Source organism: Aeromonas sp. S2(2024), from assembly GCF_041402505.1.
GTDB lineage: Bacteria > Pseudomonadota > Gammaproteobacteria > Enterobacterales > Aeromonadaceae > Aeromonas > Aeromonas media.
The window spans coordinates 239,994-262,238 of the sequence record NZ_JBGLRL010000003.1; the positions used below are offsets into that span (position 1 = coordinate 239,994).

Annotated in this window: 18 protein-coding genes and 1 pseudogene; 10 read left to right on the forward strand and 9 right to left on the reverse strand. The window is 59.8% G+C overall.

The genetic code is table 11. The features are described from left to right. Positions 1-7 precede the first annotated feature (7 nt). Positions 8-220, forward strand: a complete 213-nt coding sequence (locus tag ACB039_RS05300) for a hypothetical protein (RefSeq protein WP_005329196.1) — start codon at positions 8-10, stop codon at positions 218-220. Between the two features lie 735 nt (positions 221-955). Here ACB039_RS05300 and ACB039_RS05305 read toward each other — a convergent pair. From ACB039_RS05305 to ampD, 6 genes and pseudogenes are all read right to left on the reverse strand, one after another. Beyond that, positions 956-1,906 (reverse strand): annotated as a pseudogene (locus ACB039_RS05305) (diguanylate cyclase domain-containing protein); the annotation flags it as partial. Between the two features lie 128 nt (positions 1,907-2,034). Continuing rightward, complete coding sequence (lpdA, locus tag ACB039_RS05310) at positions 2,035-3,462, reverse strand: dihydrolipoyl dehydrogenase (RefSeq protein WP_025328438.1); 1,428 nt, start codon at positions 3,460-3,462, stop codon at positions 2,035-2,037. Between the two features lie 153 nt (positions 3,463-3,615). Continuing rightward, the gene (gene aceF, locus ACB039_RS05315; RefSeq protein WP_041204909.1) at positions 3,616-5,502 is read right to left on the reverse strand and encodes a pyruvate dehydrogenase complex dihydrolipoyllysine-residue acetyltransferase; all 1,887 of its coding nucleotides are present in this window, start codon (positions 5,500-5,502) and stop codon (positions 3,616-3,618) included. Positions 5,503-5,667: 165 nt separating this feature from the next. Continuing rightward, positions 5,668-8,328: a pyruvate dehydrogenase (acetyl-transferring), homodimeric type gene (gene aceE / locus ACB039_RS05320; protein ID WP_371165261.1), complete on the reverse strand. Its 2,661-nt coding sequence runs from the start codon at positions 8,326-8,328 to the stop codon at positions 5,668-5,670. A 68-nt stretch (positions 8,329-8,396) separates the two neighbouring features. Further along, entirely contained in the window at positions 8,397-9,161 is a 765-nt protein-coding gene (gene pdhR, locus ACB039_RS05325; protein ID WP_005329211.1) for a pyruvate dehydrogenase complex transcriptional repressor PdhR, read from the reverse strand. A gap of 276 nt (positions 9,162-9,437) precedes the next feature. Beyond that, on the reverse strand, positions 9,438-10,010 hold the full coding sequence (ampD, locus tag ACB039_RS05330; RefSeq protein ID WP_371165262.1) for a 1,6-anhydro-N-acetylmuramyl-L-alanine amidase AmpD: 573 nt from the start codon (positions 10,008-10,010) through the stop codon (positions 9,438-9,440). A gap of 145 nt (positions 10,011-10,155) precedes the next feature. Here ampD and ACB039_RS05335 point away from each other — a divergent pair, with 145 nt between their 5' ends. From ACB039_RS05335 to yacG, 9 genes are all read left to right on the forward strand, one after another. Continuing rightward, positions 10,156-10,617: a TIGR02281 family clan AA aspartic protease gene (locus ACB039_RS05335; protein ID WP_371165277.1), complete on the forward strand. Its 462-nt coding sequence runs from the start codon at positions 10,156-10,158 to the stop codon at positions 10,615-10,617. A gap of 3 nt (positions 10,618-10,620) precedes the next feature. Beyond that, positions 10,621-11,484 carry a carboxylating nicotinate-nucleotide diphosphorylase gene (gene nadC, locus ACB039_RS05340; RefSeq protein WP_371165263.1) on the forward strand — a complete coding sequence of 288 codons (864 nt, stop codon included), beginning with the start codon at positions 10,621-10,623 and terminating at the stop codon, positions 11,482-11,484. Between the two features lie 309 nt (positions 11,485-11,793). Then, a complete protein-coding gene (locus tag ACB039_RS05345; RefSeq protein WP_371165264.1) occupies positions 11,794-12,252 on the forward strand; it encodes a prepilin-type N-terminal cleavage/methylation domain-containing protein in 459 nt (152 codons plus the stop codon). A 3-nt stretch (positions 12,253-12,255) separates the two neighbouring features. Beyond that, positions 12,256-13,962, forward strand: a complete 1,707-nt coding sequence (gene tapB, locus ACB039_RS05350; RefSeq protein ID WP_371165265.1) for a PilB family type IVa pilus assembly ATPase TapB — start codon at positions 12,256-12,258, stop codon at positions 13,960-13,962. A gap of 129 nt (positions 13,963-14,091) precedes the next feature. After that, on the forward strand, positions 14,092-15,333 hold the full coding sequence (locus ACB039_RS05355) for a type II secretion system F family protein (protein ID WP_371165266.1): 1,242 nt from the start codon (positions 14,092-14,094) through the stop codon (positions 15,331-15,333). An 80-nt stretch (positions 15,334-15,413) separates the two neighbouring features. Further along, on the forward strand, positions 15,414-16,286 hold the full coding sequence (locus ACB039_RS05360) for an A24 family peptidase (protein ID WP_371165267.1): 873 nt from the start codon (positions 15,414-15,416) through the stop codon (positions 16,284-16,286). Positions 16,287-16,304: 18 nt separating this feature from the next. Further along, positions 16,305-16,919 (forward strand): dephospho-CoA kinase, encoded by a 615-nt coding sequence (gene coaE, locus ACB039_RS05365; protein ID WP_371165268.1) that lies wholly within the window; start codon positions 16,305-16,307, stop codon positions 16,917-16,919. Positions 16,920-16,956: 37 nt separating this feature from the next. Next, the gene (gene zapD, locus ACB039_RS05370; RefSeq protein ID WP_161507570.1) at positions 16,957-17,679 is read left to right on the forward strand and encodes a cell division protein ZapD; all 723 of its coding nucleotides are present in this window, start codon (positions 16,957-16,959) and stop codon (positions 17,677-17,679) included. A gap of 9 nt (positions 17,680-17,688) precedes the next feature. Next, on the forward strand, positions 17,689-17,883 hold the full coding sequence (yacG, locus tag ACB039_RS05375; RefSeq protein ID WP_371165269.1) for a DNA gyrase inhibitor YacG: 195 nt from the start codon (positions 17,689-17,691) through the stop codon (positions 17,881-17,883). Between the two features lie 75 nt (positions 17,884-17,958). Here the strand turns inward: yacG and mutT are convergent, their stop codons facing one another. The 3 genes from mutT to ACB039_RS05390 all read right to left on the reverse strand — a co-directional run bounded on the left by mutT (position 17,959) and on the right by ACB039_RS05390 (position 22,202). After that, positions 17,959-18,363, reverse strand: coding sequence for an 8-oxo-dGTP diphosphatase MutT (mutT, locus tag ACB039_RS05380; protein WP_263684549.1), 405 nt, complete (start codon positions 18,361-18,363; stop codon positions 17,959-17,961). 155 nt (positions 18,364-18,518) lie between these two features. After that, positions 18,519-21,239 carry a preprotein translocase subunit SecA gene (secA, locus tag ACB039_RS05385; protein WP_371165270.1) on the reverse strand — a complete coding sequence of 907 codons (2,721 nt, stop codon included), beginning with the start codon at positions 21,237-21,239 and terminating at the stop codon, positions 18,519-18,521. A 57-nt stretch (positions 21,240-21,296) separates the two neighbouring features. Further along, positions 21,297-22,202: a M23 family metallopeptidase gene (locus ACB039_RS05390; RefSeq protein WP_042649032.1), complete on the reverse strand. Its 906-nt coding sequence runs from the start codon at positions 22,200-22,202 to the stop codon at positions 21,297-21,299. Positions 22,203-22,245: the final 43 nt, after the last annotated feature.

Consider the following 22,245-nt stretch of genomic DNA (forward strand, 5'->3'; position numbering starts at 1 on the left):
AACGGAAATGGGCAAACTGATGATGGTAATGGTACTGGGGGCGCTGTTGTCGGCCTGCAGCAGCGGTCCGGTGCGAGTGCACGGCGCCGATGTCAGTGTGGATGACACCCGGATCCGGGTCTACGATGGCCATCATGATGGCTATTACGATGATGACTATCATGGCGGCCAGCGGGGTCGTTTCTGTCCCCCGGGACAGGCCAAGAAAGGGCGCTGCTAGCGCCTTTTTTTATGGTCGCCATCTGCCCGCCGCAACCGGGTCTACTGCGAGGGACAGCTCCGGGTCACGCAGGCTCCCATTCCGGTATCGACCACCACCTCAGCCAGAATACACCTCTCCTCCTGTGCCTTGAGCGCCGCCATGGACTGCTCCTTTGATGCCAGGCCCGCTCAGGCCCGGCATATAAGCCATTCCATCATGCGGTGACGCCAACGTGTGGCGCGGCAATGAAACGACAGCGCCAGCAAGGGCACATCGCTGCAGAGCACGGTCCTCGCAGCACGCGTTCTACCCCATACTTGAGGGAACACCGCATGTTCCCGGTTATGTCAGCGGCAAGTCATGACGCAACGCCACCAACTTCCCCCGATGCCCAGGGGGAACGGCAGCATAATCAGGGGAAACCCTAGGAGGTTGTTATGGACAAGCGGATTCTGATGGTACTGCTTGGCGCCTTGCTCACCGCCTGCACCAGTGGCCCGGTACGGGTACACGACGCAGATTTCAGCGTGGACGATGCCCATATCCGGGTCACTGACGGCTACTACCGCTATCATGGGGGCCATTACTATCGCTATTACGATGACCACCATCACCACGATGGCTATTACCGCCGCTATTACGATGACCGCTACCCTGGTCGCTATTACTACCGCTATGACGATCACCACCATCGCCAGGGCGGCTATCGCACCTTCTGCCCGCCAGGGCAGGCGAAAAAAGGGCGCTGCTAGTACCTTTTTTGCGGTCGTACATCTGCTTGTCCGCCTGTTGCAACAGCAGTTCCAGATCGGGCGGCAGCAGCGGATCATAGTGGGCGACGCCGGTGGAGCAAAACAGTTGGTAGGGCTTGCCCTGCTCCCGGTTGAAGGTCGCCAGCGCCTTCTCGAAACGGGCCAGCACCCGGGACACCAGCGCCGATCCTATGCCCGGCAGCAGCACCACGAACTCGTCCCCGCCAAGCCGGGCGAAGATATCCGCATTGCGAAACACCCGGGAGAGCAGCAATGCCACCTGGCGCAGGGCATCATCCCCCACCTCGTGTCCCAGGGTGTCGTTAATCTCCTTGAAACGGTCGAGGTCGAGGAACAGCAGACTCGCCTCCCGCCCCTGCCGATGGGAGAGCTGCAGGCACTTCTGCCCCAACATGATGAAGCCACGACGGTTGGTGATGCCGGTCAGCTCGTCCAGGATAGCCAGTTGAATGGCGGCCAGCTCATGCTCCACCATGCCCGCCAGATCCATCAACAAGGCCCGCTGACGCTCATCCAGCTGGCGCGGCCTGCGATCGATAAGGCAGAGGGTACCCACCTTGTAGCCACCGGCGATATGCAAAGGCGTTCCTGCATAGAAACGGATGTGGGGGTCCCCCAGCACCAGGGGATTGTCGGCGAAGCGTGGATCCCGGGTCGCATCCTCCACCACGAAGATCTCTTCGCCGAGGATGGCATGGCCACAGAAGGAGACGTCGCGTGGAGTCTCCTGCGCATCCAGACCGCAGCGGGACTTGAACCACTGCCGCTCCTCATCCACCAGGGAGATGAGCGAGATGGGCACCTCGAACATGTTGCGCGCCATCCGGGTAATGCGATCGAAACGCTCCTCCGCCGTGCTATCCAGAATGGCGAGACGGCGCAGGCCATCGAGTCGCTGTCGTTCGTGTTCGGGTATGGCAGGTGCTTGCATGGGAAGAGCCGGCGGTTGATGACAGAAGCCTCAGCATAGCAAATGGCCTCGAGCAAATCTCATCCATCGTCGGGCAACAAAAAAGCCGCTCCTGAGAGCGGCTTTTCATCATGGCAAGAAGAAGAGGCTTACTTCTTCTTCTTGGCCTTGGCGTTCGGCAGGTCGGTGATGGAGCCTTCGAACACTTCGGCAGCCAGACCCACGGACTCGTGCAGAGTCGGGTGAGCGTGGATGGTCAGCGCCAGATCTTCGGCGTCGGCACCCATCTCGATGGCCAGACCGATCTCGCCCAGCAGCTCACCACCGTTGGTACCGACGATGGCACCACCGATGACGCGGTTGCTGTCCTTGTCGAAGATCAGCTTGGTCATGCCGTCGGCGCAGTCGGAGGCGATGGCACGGCCGGAAGCAGCCCAAGGGAAGGTAGCGACTTCGAAGTTCAGGCCCTGTTGCTTGGCTTCCTTCTCGGTCAGACCGACCCAGGCCATCTCTGGCTCTGTGTAGGCGATGGACGGGATCACTTTCGGGTCGAAGTAGTGCTTCTTACCGGCGATGACTTCGGCCGCCACGTGGCCTTCGTGCACACCCTTGTGAGCCAGCATCGGCTGGCCGACGATGTCACCGATGGCGTGGATGTGCGGAACGTTGGTACGCAGTTGCTTGTCCACTTCGATGAAACCGCGCTCGTTGACGGCAACACCGGCTTTCTCGGCGTCCATCAGCTTGCCGTTCGGCACACGACCGACCGCGACCAGCACGTTGTCGTAGCGAACCGGCTCGGCCGGGGCGTGCTTGCCTTCGTAGGAGACGTACAGGCCGTCCTCACGGGCTTCAACTGCGGTGACCTTGGTCTCCAGCATGATGTTGAATTTCTTGGCAACGCGCTTGGTGTAGATCTTGACGATGTCTTTGTCGGCAGCAGGTACCAGCTGATCGGCAAATTCCACCACGTCGATCTCGGAGCCCAGGGAGGAGTAAACGGTACCCATCTCCAGACCGATGATGCCGCCACCGATAACCAGCAGCTTGCCCGGTACTGTGGTCAGTTCCAGCGCATCAGTTGAATCCCATACGCGGGGGTCATCGTGGGGGATGAAGGGCAGCTTCACCGGACGGGAACCGGCCGCGATGATGGCGTTGTCGAAGGTCACTGTGGTCTTGCCGTCGGCACCTTCCACTTCGAGGGTGTTCGGGCCGGTGAACTTGCCGAAGCCGTTCACAACCTGGACTTTACGCATCTTGGCCATGCCGGCCAGACCGCCGGTCAGCTGGTTGATGACCTTCTCTTTCCACAGACGCACCTTGTCGATGTCGGTCTGCGGGGCACCGAAGACGATGCCGTGCTCGGCCAGCGCCTTGGCTTCTTCGATCACTTTGGCAACGTGCAGCAGCGCCTTGGAGGGGATGCAGCCCACGTTCAGGCAGACGCCACCCAGGGTGGAGTAACGCTCGACGATAACGGTATCCAGACCCAAATCGGCAGCGCGGAAAGCAGCGGAATAACCGGCAGGGCCAGCACCCAGTACTACGACCTGGGTTTTGATCTCTTTACTCATCATGACCTCTTTGTCGTTCTATATCCCCGGACAGCACAGTCTTATGCCAAAGAAGGCGGCTGCAGCCGTGAAAAAAACGGGGCAAGTTTATAATTTTGTTAATGAAATGAGAAGTGAAAAGGGCGAGCTCTGTGCTCGCCCTCTCATTTACATTTACAGAACCAGTCGACGAATGTCGGACAGCACGCCACTCAGGGTGGTGATGAAGCGAGCCCCGTCGGCGCCGTCGATGACGCGGTGGTCATAGCTCAGGGCCAGCGGCAGCATCAGGCGAGGCACAAACTCCTTGCCGTTCCACTTCGGCTTCATCTCGGACTTGGAGACGCCCAGGATGGCCACTTCCGGCGCGTTGACGATCGGGGTAAAGCTGGTACCGCCGATGCCACCCAGGCTGGAGATGGTGAAGCAACCGCCCTGCATGTCGGCAGCGGTCAGCTTGCCGGCACGGGCCTTCTTGGAGATCTCGGCCAGATCGCGGGACAGCTCATGGATGCCCTTCTTGTTGACGTCGCGAACGACCGGCACAACCAGGCCACCCGGGGTGTCAACCGCCACACCGATGTGGATGTACTTCTTCATGATCAGCTTGCTGCCGTCTTCGGACAGAGCGCTGCAGAAGCGCGGGTGCGCTTCCAGCGCCTTGGCGGCCGCCTTCAGGATGAACACCAGCGGGGTGATCTTCACGTCCAGCTTCTGCTTCTCGGCCAGGATGTTCTGCTCTTTGCGGAACGCTTCCAGATCCGTGGTATCTGCTTCGTCAAACTGGGTGACATGAGGGATCATGGCCCAGTTGCGGTGCAGGGCAGGACCGGAGATCTTCTGGATCCGGGTCAGTTCCAGCTCTTCGACCGGGCCGAACTTGCTGAAATCAACCTTGGGCCAGGCCACGACGCTCATGCCGTTGCCAGTGCCTTGACCCGCAGCCGGGGCGGACTCGGCACGCTTGACCGCATCCTTCACGTAGGCCTGCACGTCTTCTTTGACAATGCGGCCCTTGCGACCGGAAGCCTTCACCTTGGCCAGGTTGACGCCGAATTCACGAGCAAGACGGCGCACCGCCGGGGAGGCGTGAACATAGGCATCGTTGGCCACGAAATCGGAGGCAGCGGCAGCCGGGGCTGCAGCCTGAGCAACCGGGGCAGCGGCAGGGGCGGCGGCAACGGGGGCAGCAGCCTGAGCAACCGGGGAGGCGGCTGGAGCAGCACCAGCGACTTCGAACACCATGATCAGGGAACCGGTGGAGACCTTGTCACCGGCCTTGACCTTGATTTCCTTGACCACACCGGCGAACGGTGCAGGCACTTCCATGGAGGCCTTGTCACCTTCCACGGCGATCAGGGACTGGTCGGCTTCGACCTTGTCACCCACGGCCACCATGATCTCGGTGACTTCCACTTCATCGCCACCGATGTCAGGTACGTTGACCTCTTTGGCAGCAGCGGCAACCGGGGCAGCAGCCACGGGAGCGGCAGCCTGAACCGGCGCGGCAACGGCAGCAGGCGCGGCGCCAGCCACTTCGAATACCATCACCAGGGAACCGGTGGATACCTTGGCACCAGCGGCAACCTTGATCTCGACCACGCGGCCCGCGAACGGCGCCGGGACTTCCATGGAGGCCTTGTCACCTTCCACGGCGATGATGGACTGGTCGGCTTCAACCATGTCGCCCACAGCAACCATGATCTCGGTCACTTCGACTTCGTCGTCACCGATGTCAGGTACGTGCACGTCTTTGGCAGCGGCAGCAACAGGGGCAGCCGGTGCGGCGGCAACCGGAGCGGCAGCCTGAGCCGGAGCGGCGGCAGCGCCTTCCGCTTCGAAGATCATGATCTGGGAACCGGTGGCAACCTTGTCACCCACCTTGATCAGGATCTCTTTGACGATACCTGCGGCCGGAGCCGGGACTTCCATGGAGGCCTTGTCACCTTCCACGGCGATCAGGGACTGGTCCAGTTCGACCTTGTCACCCACGGCGACCATGATCTCGGTCACTTCCACTTCATCGGCACCGATATCCGGCACCATAATCTGTTTGGACATTGTGCTTTATCCTCTTACGCGTACGTTTATCGCGTTAACCTTGGCAAGAGCAGGTTCCGGCTCGTTGTTGCCGTCCGGACCCTGTGTGTCCTCTTACTCTTATGTCGCATTAACCTGGGCAAGGCCCTGTCCGGTACGCAAGTCCGGACAGGGCGCTCAATCCTCTTACGCGTACAGCGGGTTAACCTTGTCGGCATCGATGCCGTATTTAGCGATGGCGTCGGCCACAACCTGCTTGTCGATCTCGCCGCGCTTGGCCAGTTCGGTCAGGGCAGCAACGACGACGTAGAACTCGTTCACTTCGAAGTGACGACGCAGGTTGGCACGGCTGTCGGAACGGCCATAACCGTCGGTACCCAGTACACGGTAGTTCTCGGTCGGCACGAAGGCACGCACCTGCTCGGCGAAGGACTTCATGTAGTCGGTCGCGGCGATAGTGGCTTCGGAACCCAGTACCGAAGTGATGTAGGGCACACGGGCGGCCGCAGTCGGGTGCAGCATGTTCCAGCGATCGGCGTCCTGACCATCACGAGCCAGCTCGTTGAAGGAGGTGACGCTGAACACGTCGGAACCCACGCCGTATTCGCTCGCCAGGATCTGGGCGGCGGTACGGACGTGACCCAGGATGGAGCCACAACCCAGCAGCTGTACCTTGGCCTTGTTGCCGGCCACGGATTCCAGCTTGTAGATACCCTTGCGGATGCCTTCCTCTGCGCCTTCCGGCATGGCCGGCATGGCATAGTTCTCGTTGAGGGTGGTGATGTAGTAGAAGACGTTCTCCGGCTTCTCACCGTACATGCGGCGCAAGCCGTCCTGTACGATCACCGCCACTTCATAGGCGTAGGACGGGTCATAGGAGATGCAGTTCGGGATGGTGCCAGCCAGGATGTGGCTGTGACCATCTTCGTGCTGCAGACCTTCACCGTTGAGGGTGGTACGACCGGAGGTCGCGCCCAGCAGGAAGCCACGGGCTTGCTGGTCACCGGCTGCCCACGCCATGTCGCCGATCCGCTGGAAGCCGAACATGGAGTAGTAGATGTAGAACGGGATCATCGGGCAGTCGTTGGTGCTGTAAGAGGTCGCAGCAGCCAGCCAGGAGGACATGGCGCCCAGCTCGTTGATGCCGTCTTGCAGAACCTGACCCTGCTTGTCTTCCTTGTAGTAGGAGACGATGTCGCGGTCTTGCGGGGTGTACTGCTGACCGTGCGGGCTGTAGATGCCGATCTGACGGAACAGACCTTCCATACCGAAGGTACGGGCTTCGTCGGCCAGGATCGGCACGATGCGCTTGCCGATGGACTTGTCTTTCAGCAGCACGTTCAGGGAACGCACGAACGCCATGGTGGTGGAGATCTCGCGCGCCTGCTCACCCAGCAGCGGGCCAAAGGCATCCAGCGCCGGGATTTCCAGCTTGGTGGTGCTCTCGCGCAGACGGGTCGGTACATAGCCCTTCAACGCGGCACGACGGGCGTGCAGGTACTTGTGCTCTTCGGTACCTTCTTCGATCTTCAGGTACGGCAGGTTTTCCAGCTGCTCGTCGGTGACCGGCAGGCTGAAACGATCGCGCAGGTGACGCACCGAGCCCAGATCCATCTTCTTGACCTGGTGAGCGATGTTCTTGCCTTCGGCCGCTTCGCCCATGCCATAACCCTTGATGGTCTTGGCCAGGATGACGGTCGGCTTGCCCTTGGTCGCTGCGGCCTTGGAGAAGGCGGCGAACAGTTTGCGAGGATCGTGACCACCGCGGTTCAGGGCGAAGATCTCCTCGTCGGTCATGTCTTTGACCAGGGCGGCGGTTTCCGGGTAACGGTTGAAGAAGTGCTCACGCACGTAGCCGCCGTCACGGGACTTCATGGTCTGATAGTCACCATCCACGGTCTCGTTCATCAGCTGGATCAGCTTGCCGGAAGTGTCTTTCTTCAGCAGCTCATCCCACTTGCGACCCCAGATGACCTTGGTGACATCCCAGCCGGCGCCGGCGAACAGGCCTTCCAGTTCGTTGATGACCTTGCCGTTGCCGACAACAGGACCGTCCAGACGCTGCAGGTTGCAGTTGACCACGAACACCAGGTTGTCGAGCTTTTCACGCACGGCAACGGTCAGGGCACCCTTGGCTTCCGGCTCGTCCATCTCGCCGTCACCCAGGAAGGCGTAAACGGTCTGCTCGGAGCAATCCTTGATGCCACGGTCGGTCAGGTACTTCAGGAAGCGAGCCTGATAGATGGCGGCGATGGGGCCCAGACCCATGGAAACAGTCGGGAACTGCCAGAAGTCCGGCATCAGTTTCGGGTGCGGGTAGGAAGGAATGCCCTTGCCGTCCACTTCCTGACGGAAGTTGTCCAGCTGCTCTTCGGTCAGACGACCTTCGGCGAAGGCACGGGCGTAGATGCCCGGGGAGATGTGGCCCTGGAAGTAGACCAGATCGCCACCGTCCTTCTCGCTGCGAGCGCGGAAGAAGTGGTTGTAGCAGACTTCATAGATGGTCGCGGAAGAGGCGAAGGAAGACATGTGACCGCCGAGGTCCAGGTCTTTCTTGGAGGCGCGCAGCACTATCATCATGGCATTCCAGCGGATGATGGCGCGGATGCGACGTTCCATCTCCAGGTCGCCCGGGTAAGCCGGTTCGTCGCTGGCAGGAATGGTGTTGATGTAGTCGCGAGTCGCTTTGGCAGCTACGTCCACGCCGCTTGCGCGAGCCTTCTCGGCAAGCTGTTCAAGGATGAACTGAGCGCGTTGCGGACCCTCTTCACGCAGCAGGGATTCCAGAGAGGCAAGCCACTCCAGCGTTTCTATCGGGTCCACATCGTTCTTCAGGATATCAGACATGGCTGGTTCCTATTGTTATTGCACGGCGGTTAAGATGCGCAAGAATTCGACAATAAAGCCTTGTGGGATTAGTTTTCCTGCTGACGGATCCGACGCATGGATCGCTGGATCCGGCTGTCTTCCCTCTGCATATCCAACAAGGTGTCCTCGATAAAGGCCAGGTGCTCATGACAAGCAGCCCTGGCCCGCTCCGGAGCCCCCGACAGGATAGCCTCGATCAGGCTCGCACGATGGCGACGGATCTTGGCTACCACTCCCGGACGGCGATTCAAAATCTCGTTATTTCGTAAAATGTTCTGTTCGAGCATGGGGCCCATGGCCCGCAGCAGGTGCAGCAGCACCACGTTGTGGGACGCCTCCGCCACCGCGAGATAGAACTGGGTGACGGCGGTCGACTCGACCACCAGCGACCCCTGCTGACCTGCCTCTTCGATGGCGGACTGCGCCAGGCGGATCCGCTCGAAGTCTGCCTCAGTCCCCCGCAGCGCGGCATAGTAGGCACAGATGCCTTCCAGCGCGTGACGAAACTCCAGCAGGTCATACTGGGCTTCCGGATGAGTACTGAGCAGCTCGAACAGGGGATCGGCGATCCCCTTGCTCAAGGCATTCTGCACATAAGTGCCGCCGCCCTGACGGCGATACAAGAGTCCCCTCGCTTCCAGGCGCTGGATGGCTTCGCGCAGAGAAGGCCGCGACACCTGAAACTGGATGGCGAGTTCCCGCTCGGGGGGCAGCTTCTGCCCCGGCTGCAAGCTGCCTTCCAGAATCATGCTTTCCAGCTCGGCGACGATGGCGTCGGCCAGCTTGGGCTGAGTTATCTTGATATAGGGCATGAGGCTACTTTGTTAAATTGGTATTACCAATTCTATGGTTGGGGCGAAAATTAGCAGAGGGCTTGGAAAAAGTCCACCCAAAATATGATCTGCATCAAGAAGGGAGCTTGCCACTTTAGGGGTAAAAGAGCGGAATCATGATATAGCTCATAGAAAATGGTCTGACCAATATTATTGAGCTTGCTCAGAGATAACATTTGGCCAACAGCATGAAAAATGGCCAGCCAAAAAAGGCAAGCCATTGATTCTAAATACACAAACTAATGTTTGGATTTTTTACTCAAAGTTGAGCATTCCGCGATAACGCTGCCATTCGAAACTGGTACCGGGATCCGTCTTGCGACCCGGCGCTATGTCGCAATGGCCGACGATGCGTGCTGCCGTCACCTCGGGATACTGACCGGAAATGGCCCGACTGAGGCCTGCCAGCACCTCATACTGTACATCGCTGTACGGCAGCTCGTCGGTTCCTTCCAGCTCGATGCCGATGGAGAAGTCGTTGCACGCCTCCCGCCCCTCCCAGCTCGATACCCCCGCATGCCAGGCTCGCGCAGTGAACGGCACATACTGTACCAGTTCGCCATCACGGCGGATCAGGCAGTGGGCAGATACCCGCAGCTGATGAATGCCGGCAAAGTAAGGATGAGCGTCGGAATCGAGGCGCCCGAGAAACAGATCGTCGATCCAGGGGCCGCCAAACTCGCCAGGTGGCAGACTGATGCCATGTATCACCAGCAGAGAGATGTCGTCCGGACTGCTCCGCTCATTGTGATGGGGAGAAGGCACCTTGCGGGCCTGCTCACACCACCCTGCGCGATCGATGGAAAAAATGGTTGTGGGTTCAGTCATCATCTACTCGACTCACAATGGGGAGAGGGACGCCATGGACAGTGCCTACCACCGCAAAAAACCGGAACCAAGCCTCTGAATCCATGGGTAAAGCTGTGTTAGGCTGAGCCATCACTTGCAAGGCACTGGATCCCATATGCACCCGATGGCACGCCGTCTCTGGCTGCTGGCCTGGCTCTCACTGCTGGGTCTGCTGAACCTCTACTTCTACTCCAGCGCCAAACCCAGCGTGACCGCCAGCGGCGAGCTGCTGCTCAAGGCCGATGCCAGCGGTCATTATCGTCTGGAGGGTGCCATCAACGACCAGCCGGTGCAACTGCTGCTGGACACGGGGGCCACCCGCGTCACCATCCCGCAACAGGTTGCCGATCGGCTTGGTCTGATCGCCCATGGCAGCAGCCAGGTCAATACCGCTGCGGGTCAGATCCGGGTCGGCAACGGTACTATCGAAACGCTGGCGATGGGGCCATTGACCTTGTACGATCTGGCCATCTTTATTAACCCGGCGGCAGACGGTGACGAAGTGCTGGTTGGCATGAACGCCCTCGGTCGGCTGGAGCTGGTTCAAAAAGAGCGGCAGTTGCTTCTCAGACCCTTGCAGGAATAAGGCATGTTACAACAGGACATCAGCCGCGCCGTGCGCGCCGCACTACTCGAAGACTTGGGCGATGCCCTCACCGCACTGGATCAACCGGATGCCAGCGCCGATATCACCGCCCAGTTGATCCCGGTCGATCGCATCTCGACGGCCCGGGTCATCACCCGCGAGGCTGGCGTATTCTGCGGTCAACCCTGGGTAGATGAGGTGTTTGCCCAGCTCGGCGGCGAGGTCAAGGTGGAATGGAAGGTCCAGGACGGCGAGCGCCTCTCCCCCAATCAGGAGCTGTTCCGCCTCCACGGCCCGGCCCGGGTGCTGCTGACCGGCGAACGCAATGCCCTGAACTTCGTGCAGACCCTCTCCGGGGTTGCCACCCTCACAGCTCGTTACGTGGCCGAGCTGGCGGGGACCGAGTGCCGACTGCTCGACACCCGCAAGACCCTGCCCGGCCTTCGCAGCGCCCAGAAATATGCGGTTACCTGCGGTGGCGGCAAAAACCACCGCATCGGCCTCTATGACGCCTATCTCATCAAAGAGAACCATATCCTCGCCTGTGGCGGCATTGCCGAAGCCATCGCCGAGGCGCGCCGCCTCAACCCGGGCAAACCGGTGGAAGTGGAGGTGGAGTCCCTGGCCGAGCTGGAGCAGGCACTGACCGCCCGGGCTGACATCGTGATGCTGGACAACTTCGACATCCCCATGATGCAGGAGGCCGTCCACCTGAACCAGGGACGCGCCAAGCTGGAGGTCTCCGGCAACGTGACGCTCGACACCCTTGCCAGCTATGCCGCGACCGGCGTCGACTTTATCTCGGTGGGAGCCCTGACCAAGCACGTGCGGGCACTGGACCTCTCGATGCGCTTTATCGAGGATTGAGCAAGTCGAATCTGTCAGTGTGGCCCAAAAATATTACAGGGCTCGAAACTTGCAAAAGGCGCCATCGGCGCCTTTTCTTTATTCAGGATCCCTCGACATAAGGAGTGTGAAGATGGACCCACCACCACCATGGCGAGCGCCATAATAATCCAGCATGGCGTGGATGCGCCGCTCCCCTTCGACGAATGACAGAATTGGGGTCGACAAGTGTTTACCTCTGTCGCGAACCCCAGCGCTCGGATAAGATACTGGCGTGTGGATAGACTCCACCGGCACATCTAAAAAAACATGGAAATAAGGATATTCAACATGAAAAGACAGTCGGGCTTTACCCTGATCGAACTGATGATAGTGGTCGCTATCGTCGCCATACTGGCCGCCATTGCGCTGCCTGCGTATCAGACCTATACCAAACGAGCCAAATTCTCGGAGGTTATTGCAGCTGCTGGTCCAGCTAAAACAGCTTATGAGGTGTGTGTTCAAGGTGCGGTTTCCAGCGGTGAGATCACTAACACTACCAATGGATGTGTGGCCAGAGCAAACAGCGCATTGGCAGATGGGATTGTGAATCAGCAATATGTTGATGCAGCTAGTACCGCGTCTTTTGTCGGCTCTACTGGCGTTATCACCGTAACAAATTCAAATAATTTGGATACTTCTGACTATACCTTTACGCTAACGCCCAATCCTTTAGTCGCGAATGCAGCAGCCGGAGATCAAATCACCTGGGCCAAAGGCGGTACTTGTCAAGCTGCTGGCCTCTGCTAGCACATGACCTCTAGTCCCAATAGCGGCCTGGCCACCAGCCTGGCCGCTTCCTCCCTCCTCAGTGAGCCGGACTCACAGCGCTATCTGAGCCAGGCCAGGGCGCAGCGCAAGCCCTTTGTCACCTTCCTGATCGAAAATGACATCCTCGACAGCAAGGCCCTCGCGGATTTCTGCGAGCTGGAGTATGGGGTACCTCTGCTGGATCTTGCCGCCTTCGACCTCTCCGAGATCCCGCAGAAGTACCTCAATCAGAAGCTTATCGAGAAACACCATGTGCTGCCCATCTACACCCAGGGCCACACCCTCTATATCGCCATGTCGGACCCGACCAATGTGTCGGCCCTGGAGGACTTCGGCTTCAGCTTCGGCCTGCACACCGAGGCCTTGCTGGTCGAAGAGGGCAAGCTGACCGCCGCCATCGGCAAGCTGATGGAAAGCGAGCAGGACACTCTGGGCATGGATCACATCGACGAGGCCGAAATCTCGGAACTCGAGGTCTCTGATGAGAGCTCGCGGCTCGACGACAGCGTCAATACCGCCGACGACGATGCCCCCATCGTTAAATACATTCACAAGATCATGATGGACGCCATCAAGCGTGGCGCATCGGACCTGCATTTCGAACCTTACGAGACCAAGTACCGGATCCGCTTCCGGATCGACGGCATACTGCACGAAATCGCCACCCCGCCGGTGAACCTGGCGAACCGTTTCGCGGCTCGCTTAAAGGTAATGGCGCGGCTCGATATCGCCGAGCGGCGCCTGCCCCAGGATGGACGGATCAAGCTGAAGATCTCCCGCAACCGGTCCATGGATATGCGGGTCAACACCCTGCCCACCATGTGGGGAGAAAAGGTCGTCATTCGCCTGCTGGACTCGTCAGTATCTCGCCTCAACCTCGATCAACTCGGCTTCGACGAACGCCAGAAGGCGCAATATCTGCATGCGCTCTCCAAACCACAGGGCATGATCCTGGTCACGGGCCCCACGGGATCGGGCAAGACGGTGTCACTCTATACCGGTCTCAACATCCTCAATACCAGCGAGGTCAACATCTCCACCGCCGAGGATCCGGTGGAGATCAACCTGCCCGGCGTCAATCAGGTGCAGATCAATCCCAAGGCGGGGCTCACCTTCGCCAGTGCCCTGCGCTCCTTCCTGCGCCAGGATCCCGACATCGTCATGGTGGGGGAGATCCGGGATCTGGAAACCGCCGAGATTGCCATCAAGGCGGCCCAGACCGGACACCTGGTACTGTCAACTCTGCACACCAACTCTGCGGCCGAGACCCTGACCCGGATGATGAACATGGGGGTGCCCGCCTTCAACATCGCCTCCTCGGTGACCCTGATCATGGCCCAGCGCCTCGCCCGCAAGCTGTGCGATCACTGCAAGGTGCCCGAGGCGGTGCCGGAAGCCGAATTGCTGGAGTTCGGTTTTACCCAGCAACAGCTGGCCGCCGGTTTGCGGCTGTTCAAACCGGTCGGTTGCAAGGAGTGTTCGGGAGGATACAGAGGACGGGTCGGCATCTATGAAATCATGCTGATGTCGGAGAACATCGCCAAGCTGATCATGCAGGGAGCAAACTCGCTGCAGATCGCTGCCATCGCCCAGAAGGAGGGTATGCGTACCCTGCGCATTTCCGGCCTGGAGAAGGCTCGTCTGGGGGTCACCAGCCTGGCCGAGATCAACAGGATTACGACCAACTGAATACATAATGTTCCAGTCATCAAGCCGGGTGAGGCCGATACAATCACCCCGATGATGTTCTTCAAGCCAAGATGAACCGGACGGGCAGTGTCTCATCCGGCCACCGTCGCCCAAGTGCAGGATGCAGTGATGGCAACATTAGCGCAAAAACGTAACACACCTAAAAAGGTCTTCTCCTTCCGCTGGCATGGATTCAATCGCAAGGGACAAAAGGTTTCCGGTGAGTTCCAGGCCGACAGCATCAACACCGTCAAGGCGGAGCTGCGCAAGCAGGGCGTCAATGTCACCAAGGTCAGCAAGCAGGGCCAGGGCCTGTTTTCAAAGGGGGGTGCTCGGATCAAGCCGATGGACATCGCCGTCATCTCCCGCCAGATCACCACCATGCTCTCGGCCGGTGTGCCGCTGGTGCAAAGCTTGCAGATCATCGCCCGCGGTCATGAGAAGGCAGCAGTACGCGAACTCATCGGCCAGATCGCAACCGATGTGGAAACCGGCACTCCGCTGTCAGAGGCGCTGCGCCGCCATCCCCGCCACTTCGATGCGCTTTACTGCGACCTGGTAGACGCGGGGGAGCAGTCCGGCGCGCTGGAAACCATCTACGACCGGATTGCCACATACCGCGAGAAGAGTGAGGCGCTGAAGTCCAAGATCAAGAAAGCCATGTTCTATCCCGCCATGGTCATCCTGGTCGCCATCATCGTAACCTCCATCCTGCTGCTGTTCGTCATTCCCCAGTTCGAGGAGATCTTCAAGAGCTTCGGGGCAGAGCTGCCAGTCTTCACCCAATTCGTCATCGGTATCTCCCGCTTCATGCAAGCTTGGTGGTATATCATCTTTGGTGGCACTGCCTTGGCCATCTTCCTCTATGTGCGCACCTGGCGAAAATCCCAGAAGGTGCGGGACAACACCGACAGATTCATCCTCACCATTCCGGTCGTGGGCAACATATTGCACAAGGCGGCTATGGCCCGCTTCGCCCGTACCCTCTCCACCACCTTCTCCGCCGGGATACCTCTGGTGGATGCCCTGGTGTCAGCGGCCGGCGCCTCTGGCAACTATGTCTATCGCACGGCCATCCTGGCCATTCGCAACGAAGTGGTGGCCGGCATGCAGATCAACGTCGCCATGCGTACCGTGGATCTCTTCCCAGACATGGTGATCCAGATGGTGATGATTGGTGAAGAGTCAGGCGCCATCGATGACATGCTCTCCAAGGTTGCCGCCATCTTCGAGCAGGAGGTGGACGACATGGTCGATGGCCTCACCAGCCTGCTCGAACCCATCATCATGGTGGTGCTCGGGGTGCTGGTCGGTGGCATGGTCGTCGCCATGTACCTCCCCATCTTCAAGCTGGGCTCTGTGATACACTGAGCCCCTTCGGCAGAGTGACCAGCGGGCATGGCTCGTTCTGGTCCTCTGCCATCCTGATTCTCCACACAAGCGGTTGATTTATGGTGCCTCTGATCGAACTGGCCCAGGGCCTGCCCTGGCTCTATCTCTCCCTGATTTTTCTCTTCTCCCTGATGATTGGCAGCTTCCTCAACGTGGTGATCCATCGCCTGCCCATCATGCTGGAGCGGGAGTGGCATGCAGACTACCGTGATTACTTCGGCAGCGAGGTTGCCACTTCCCCCGCCGAACCTTACAACCTGATGGTACCGCGCTCTCGCTGCCCCCACTGCGATCACCCCATAAGCGCGCTGGAGAACATCCCCCTGCTGAGCTGGCTCTGGCTCAAGGGACGCTGCCGACAATGCAAGGCGCCAATTTCGGCCCGCTATCCCCTGGTCGAGCTGCTGACCGCCCTGTTGTCGGTCACCGTTGCGGCGACCCTCACTCCCGGCTGGGGAGCCCTGGCAGCCCTCGCACTGACCTGGGTACTGGTGGCCCTCACCTTCATCGATCTGGACAAGATGCTGCTGCCGGACCAGCTCACCCTGCCGCTGCTGTGGGGCGGTCTGTTGTTCAATCTGGCCGGCGGCTTTGTGCCGCTGGCCGATGCGGTGATCGGCGCCATGGCGGGCTATCTGGTGCTCTGGAGCCTCTACTGGGCGTTCAAGCTGCTGACCGGCAAGGAGGGGATGGGCCATGGCGACTTCAAGCTGCTGGCGGCACTCGGTGCCTGGCTGGGCTGGCAGGCGCTGCCCATTGTGCTGCTGCTCTCATCACTGGTCGGCGCCATCATCGGGATCGGGCTCATCCTGCTGCGCAACCATCATCAGGGCAAACCCATCCCCTTTGGCCCCTATCTCGCCATCGCGGGCTGGATAGCGCTGCTGTGGGGGGATAACATCACCCGCTGGTATCTGGACATCGCTCTCTAGCAAGGGGATCACAAATCTATGTATGTGGTAGCCATCACCGGCGGTATAGGCAGCGGCAAGACGACAGTCGCCAACCAGTTTGCGGCCCTGGGGATAGAGGTGGTCGATGCCGACCTGATTGCCCGCGAAGTGGTGGCACCCGGCACCCCGGCCCTGGCCGCCATCACCAGCCACTTCGGCCCAGAGATCTTGACCGAGCAGGGACTGCTGGACAGGCGAGTCCTGCGCGAGCGGATCTTCAGCGATCCGGCGGCCAAGTCCTGGCTCAATGCCCTTCTCCATCCGATCATTCGCAGCGAGATGCTGCGCCAGTGCGCGGCAGTCAGTTCCCCCTACTGTCTTCTGGTGGTGCCCCTGCTGGTGGAAAACCGGCTTACCGAACTGGCCGATAGAGTACTGGTCATCGACGTAGATGAAGCGACCCAGATCGAGCGAACCTGTCACCGGGACGGAGTCAGCCGAGAGCAGGCCCAGGCCATACTGGCATCCCAGGCGAGCCGCAGCGAGCGTCTGGCGATGGCCGATGACGTACTGGACAACCAGAGTGGCACGACTGAGACCATACGGGCGCGAATTTTAGCGCTGCACGAGACATATCTGGCATTTGCCTCTCAACAAGCCCCCCAAGTGTGAGTACACTAGGCCGGTTTATGGCTGGCCAGGATTAGGCATGATTTACGATTTTCCCCTCAACGAAAAAAGCCGGACCTATCTTCGTCTGGAGTCCCTGTTTTCCCAGATCCGCGACAATCTGGAGAGTGACCAGTCCTGGGCACACATCGCCTTCTTCAAGGGGTTGTTCGATTTGCAGGAGTTGCTGGAGCGCGGTGATCTGCGCGCCGATCTGATCAAGGATCTCGAGCGTCTCGGCCAGCGTCTGAGCCATTGGGCCAGCCTGCCGGACGTTGACCTCGAGCAGATCCAGCGGATGCAGCAGGAGAGCACCCAGCTTTCCCGCAGCCTGCTCAGCTCCCCTCGTCCTGGCGCCCGCCTGAAAGAGGATCGTCTGCTCGGCTCCATCCGCCAGCGCTTCTCCATTCCCGGTGGTCTATGTGCCTTCGACGTGCCACAACTGCACCACTGGCTAGTGACGCCGGCCGTGGGCCGCCATCAACAGATGCAGCAATGGCTCAGTGACATCAACCTGCTGATGAACGCCATCTCCCTGCTGCTGAGGCTGTGGCGTGAATCTGGCCACTTCAGCGATCAGGTAGCCACCAATGGCTTCTTCCAGGATACCGCCGAGGGGGCCGAGCTGATCCGCATCCGCCTGACCGGTTCCCAGTCCTGCTACCCGACCCTGAGTGGCCACAAGAACCGCTTCGCCCTGCGTTTTCTGCCCACAACAGAACAACCAATTGGCGATGTATCCTTCCAGCTTGCCTGCTGCTAAGGAGCTCCCATGGTCACCAAGGTAAAATGTCCGACCTGTCAGAACGAAGTGGAATGGGGCCCACAGAGCCCGTTTCGCCCCTTCTGCAGCAAGCGCTGTCAGCTGATCGATCTCGGCGAATGGGCGGATGAAGAGAAGCGGATCCCAGGGGAGATCAACCCGGATCTGCTGCCGGAGCCGGAAGAGGGCGGCCAGTGGCTATAAGCCAGTGGCGGTCACTCACCTCTGCAAAATGAAAAAGGGCCGCTTGGCCCTTTTTCATTTTATCTTGCTACCTGCTCAAGCCAGCACGGCCTGCAGCCGCGCCACTATGGGGCCATTGGCATCGGGGAAGTGGTAGTTGTGCAACTCGGCCAGCGGCACCCAGCGGCACTCCTGCCCCTCCTTGCCAAAGGGCTCGCCCAGGAAGCGGGTCACCTTCCAGATATCCAGCAGCACCTGCTTGTCCGGGTAGTCGTGATGCAGCTCCATGAAAGGTGTGCAATCCTGCACCCGGATGCCGATCTCCTCCCACAGCTCCCTGTCGAGCGCGGTGAGCAGGTCTTCCCCTGACTCCACCTTGCCCCCGGGAAACTCCCAGCGATCCCCCTGATGGCGATCGGAAGAGCGCTTGGCGATGAAGATATCGCCCCGTTCATTCTCGATGACGCCGACCGCCACCCAGATCCGCTTTTTCTGTTCCATCTTGTTACCTTTGTACTCTCTGCCTGTTCGGATCGCTCTATGACCCCAGCACCCGGCTGGGTGAGCTGCCGATGATGCCCAACATCCGATTTTGCGTCGCCATGTGACAAAAACAAGGCGGGCACCGGGCCCGCCTTGTCATGGCATTAGGTCACTCAGGTCAACTGACCGTGACAATGCTTGTACTTCTTGCCGGATCCGCAGGGGCAGGGATCGTTGCGACCGACCTTCTGCTCGTCGCGCACGAAGGTCACCGGCGCCGCGTCGGCCTGGGTCTCTTCGTCGGCCAGCTGGTTCTCGGCGGCGGCATGGGTATAGGTGCGGGGAGCCGCTTCCGCCTGCTGGCGCTGCTGCTCTTCCATCGCCTCCACATCGCGCTCCTGGACCTGTACCCGGCTTAGGATGCTGACCACGTCACGCTTGAGGGTTTCCAGCATCTGGGTGAACAGATCGAAGGACTCGCGCTTGTACTCCTGCTTGGGGTTCTTCTGGGCGTAGCCGCGCAGATGGATGCCCTGGCGCAGGTGATCCATGGCCGCCAGATGCTCCTTCCACAGGCCATCCAGGGTCTGCAGCATCACCGCCTTCTCGAAGTTGCGCAATACGTCCTTGCCGACCAGCTCTTCCTTGTGGGCGTAGAGCTTGGTGGCTTCTTCCAGGATGCGCTCGCGCAGCTTCTCTTCATACAGCTTGTCGTCTTCCGCCAGCCACTGCTGCAGCGGCAGGTCCAGCGCGAAATCGGACTTCAGACGCGCCTCCAGACCAGGCACGTCCCACATTTCTTCCAGGGACTGGGGCGGAATGTACTCGTCGATCACGCTGCCATAGACGTCGTCCCGGATGACATGGATGGTGTCGGAGATGTCGTTGGTGTCCAGCAGCTCGTTGCGCTGTTCGTAGACCACCTTGCGCTGGTCGTTCGCCACGTCATCGAACTCGAGCAGGTTTTTACGGATGTCGAAGTTGCGGCCTTCCACCTTGCGCTGGGCATTCTCGATGGCCTTGGTCACCCAGGGATGTTCGATGGCCTCTCCCTCTTCCATCCCCAGCTTCTTCATCATGCCGGTGACGCGATCGGAGGCGAAGATCCGCATCAGGGTATCTTCCATGGAGAGGTAGAAACGGGAGGAGCCCGGGTCACCCTGACGACCGGAACGGCCACGCAGCTGGTTGTCGATGCGACGGGATTCGTGGCGCTCGGTACCTATGATGTGCAGACCACCCGAGGCCAGTACAGCGTCATGACGCACCTGCCAGGCCGCTTTCAGCTCGGCAATCTGCTCGCTGGTCGGGTTCTCCAGCACGGCAATCTCGGCCTGCCAGTTGCCGCCGAGCACGATGTCGGTACCGCGACCGGCCATGTTGGTGGCAATGGTGACTGCGCCGGTCTGACCGGCCTGGGCGACGATTTCCGCTTCCATGGCGTGGAACTTGGCGTTCAGCACCTTGTGCGGGATGTTTTCCTTGGTCAGGATGCCGGACAGCAGTTCGGAGTTCTCGATGGAGACGGTACCGACCAGTACAGGTTGGCCACGCTCGACGCAGCCACGGATATCTTCGACGATGGCGACGTACTTCTCCTGGGCGGTCAGGTAGACCAGATCGCCCATGTCCTTGCGCACCATCGGCTTGTTGGTCGGAATGACCACTGTATCCAGACCATAAATCTGCTGGAATTCAAAGGCTTCTGTATCCGCAGTCCCGGTCATCCCCGCCAGCTTGTCATACAGGCGGAAGTAGTTCTGGAAGGTGATGGAGGCCAGGGTCTGGTTCTCGTTCTGGATCTTGACTCCTTCCTTCGCCTCGACCGCCTGGTGCAGGCCGTCGGACCAGCGACGACCCGGCATAGTACGGCCGGTGTGCTCGTCAACGATGACGATCTCATCTTTCTGGACGATGTAGTCGACGTTGCGTTCAAACAGGGTGTGAGCGCGCAGGCCGGCATTGACGTGGTGCAGCAGGCTGATGTTGGTGGCGGAGAACAGGGAGTCCTCTTCCGCCAGCAGCCCCTCTTTCTTGAGCAGCTCTTCCACGAAAATCTGGCCGTTTTCGGTCAGCAGCGCCTGGCGGTTCTTCTCGTCCACGGTGTAGTGGCCATCGCCGGTATACTCTTCCGAGTCTTCCTTGTCCTGCTTGACCAGCAGCGGGATCAGCTTGTTGATCTGGGTATACATGGCGGAGCTGTCTTCCGCCGGGCCGGAGATGATGAGCGGGGTACGGGCTTCATCGATGAGCACCGAATCCACCTCATCCACCAGCGCGTAGTTGAGCGGACGCTGCACGCGCTGCTCGGGCGAGAACGCCATGTTGTCGCGCAGGTAGTCGAAACCGAATTCGTTGTTGGTACCGTAGGTAATATCTGCAGCATAAGCGTCACGCTTCTGGGACGCATCCATGCCGGGCACGTTGCAGTCGACCGTCATGCCGAGGAAAGTGAACAGCGGACGGTTCGCCTCCGCATCACGCTTGGCCAGATAGTCGTTCACCGTCACCACGTGCACACCGCGACCGGTCAGCGCGTTCAGATAGGCCGGCAGAGTCGCGGTGAGGGTCTTGCCTTCACCCGTCTTCATCTCGGCGATGCGGTTGGAGTTCAGCACCATGCCGCCGATCAGCTGCACGTCGAAGTGACGCATGCCGAACACCCTGCGGGAGGCCTCACGTACGGTGGCGAACGCTTCCGGCAACAGCTGCTCAAGCGTCTCGCCCTGCTCCAGGCGCTGACGGTACTCGGCGGTCTTCGCCTGCAGCTCGCCATCGGACAAGGCCTCGAACTGAGGCTCCATCGCATTGATCTGTTTAACAATTTTGCGCAAAGCCTTGAGCGTTCTGTCGTTCCGGCTGCCGATAATCTTGGTGAGCAGTGTGCTAATCATGTGTACCAACTGTTTTGGTTATATAAGCGTTCCGTCACTGGAACCTGAAGAAAAAACCTAACCCCGTCTGGCATTCAGAAAGCGCGCGGGGTTGACCTGACGACCATCTTTCAACACTTCGTAATGCAGATGGACCCCGGTCGCACGACCGGTACGCCCCATCAAGGCAATCTTCTGGCCCTCATCGACCAGGGTGCCCACATCCACCAACAACTTGGAGTTGTGGGCATAGCGGGTCACCAGACCATTGCCATGGTCTATCTCCACCATGTTGCCAAATTCCGGGTGGCGGCCTGCCCAGCTGATGATCCCCTTGCCGGTCGCCAGGATGGGAGTGCCGGGCTTGCCACGAAAATCCACCCCCTTGTGCATCTTGGCGCGGCCGTTGAACGGATCGACCCGTCCACCGAACCCGGAGGAGATCCAGACGCGCTCCTGCTTCACCGGTGAACCCGAGATGAAACCGGCATCGGTGATATGGTGATTCATGATGAAAGATTCAAGTACCGACAGCTGTTCTTCACGGCTGCTGAGCTGCTGGCTGAGGTGTTTCATGGAGGCTTGCAGCTCGCCCAGGCTCACTTCCAGCTCTTCGTCATAGGAAGGGCCACCCATGGGGGGCAGCTCCTTGAAATTGAATTCGTCGGGATCGAGGTCTGCCTTCTCGGTCAGACGCTCGCCGAGCGCATTGAGACGACCGAGTTGCCCCTGCATGGTGCCCACCTGGGCGGCCAGCATGGCAAGCTGTTCACGGGCTTCATCGGCCCCTTGCGTGGATTTTTGCTGTTCGGCCATGGCCAGCGCGACTTCCAGCGCCTCCATTTTCTGGTGCCAGCTCTGCCAGAGCCAACCACCACTCAGTGCCAATACAGTGAAGAGGATACCGCCGACCCAGGCCAGACGTTGTTTGGGTAAGTGCAACTTGCGGCGCTGCTTACCGTTGAGGATCAGGGTAATGCTCATAGAAATCTGTCTTCTCGGTCAGGTGAGGCCAGGAGCCAGCACG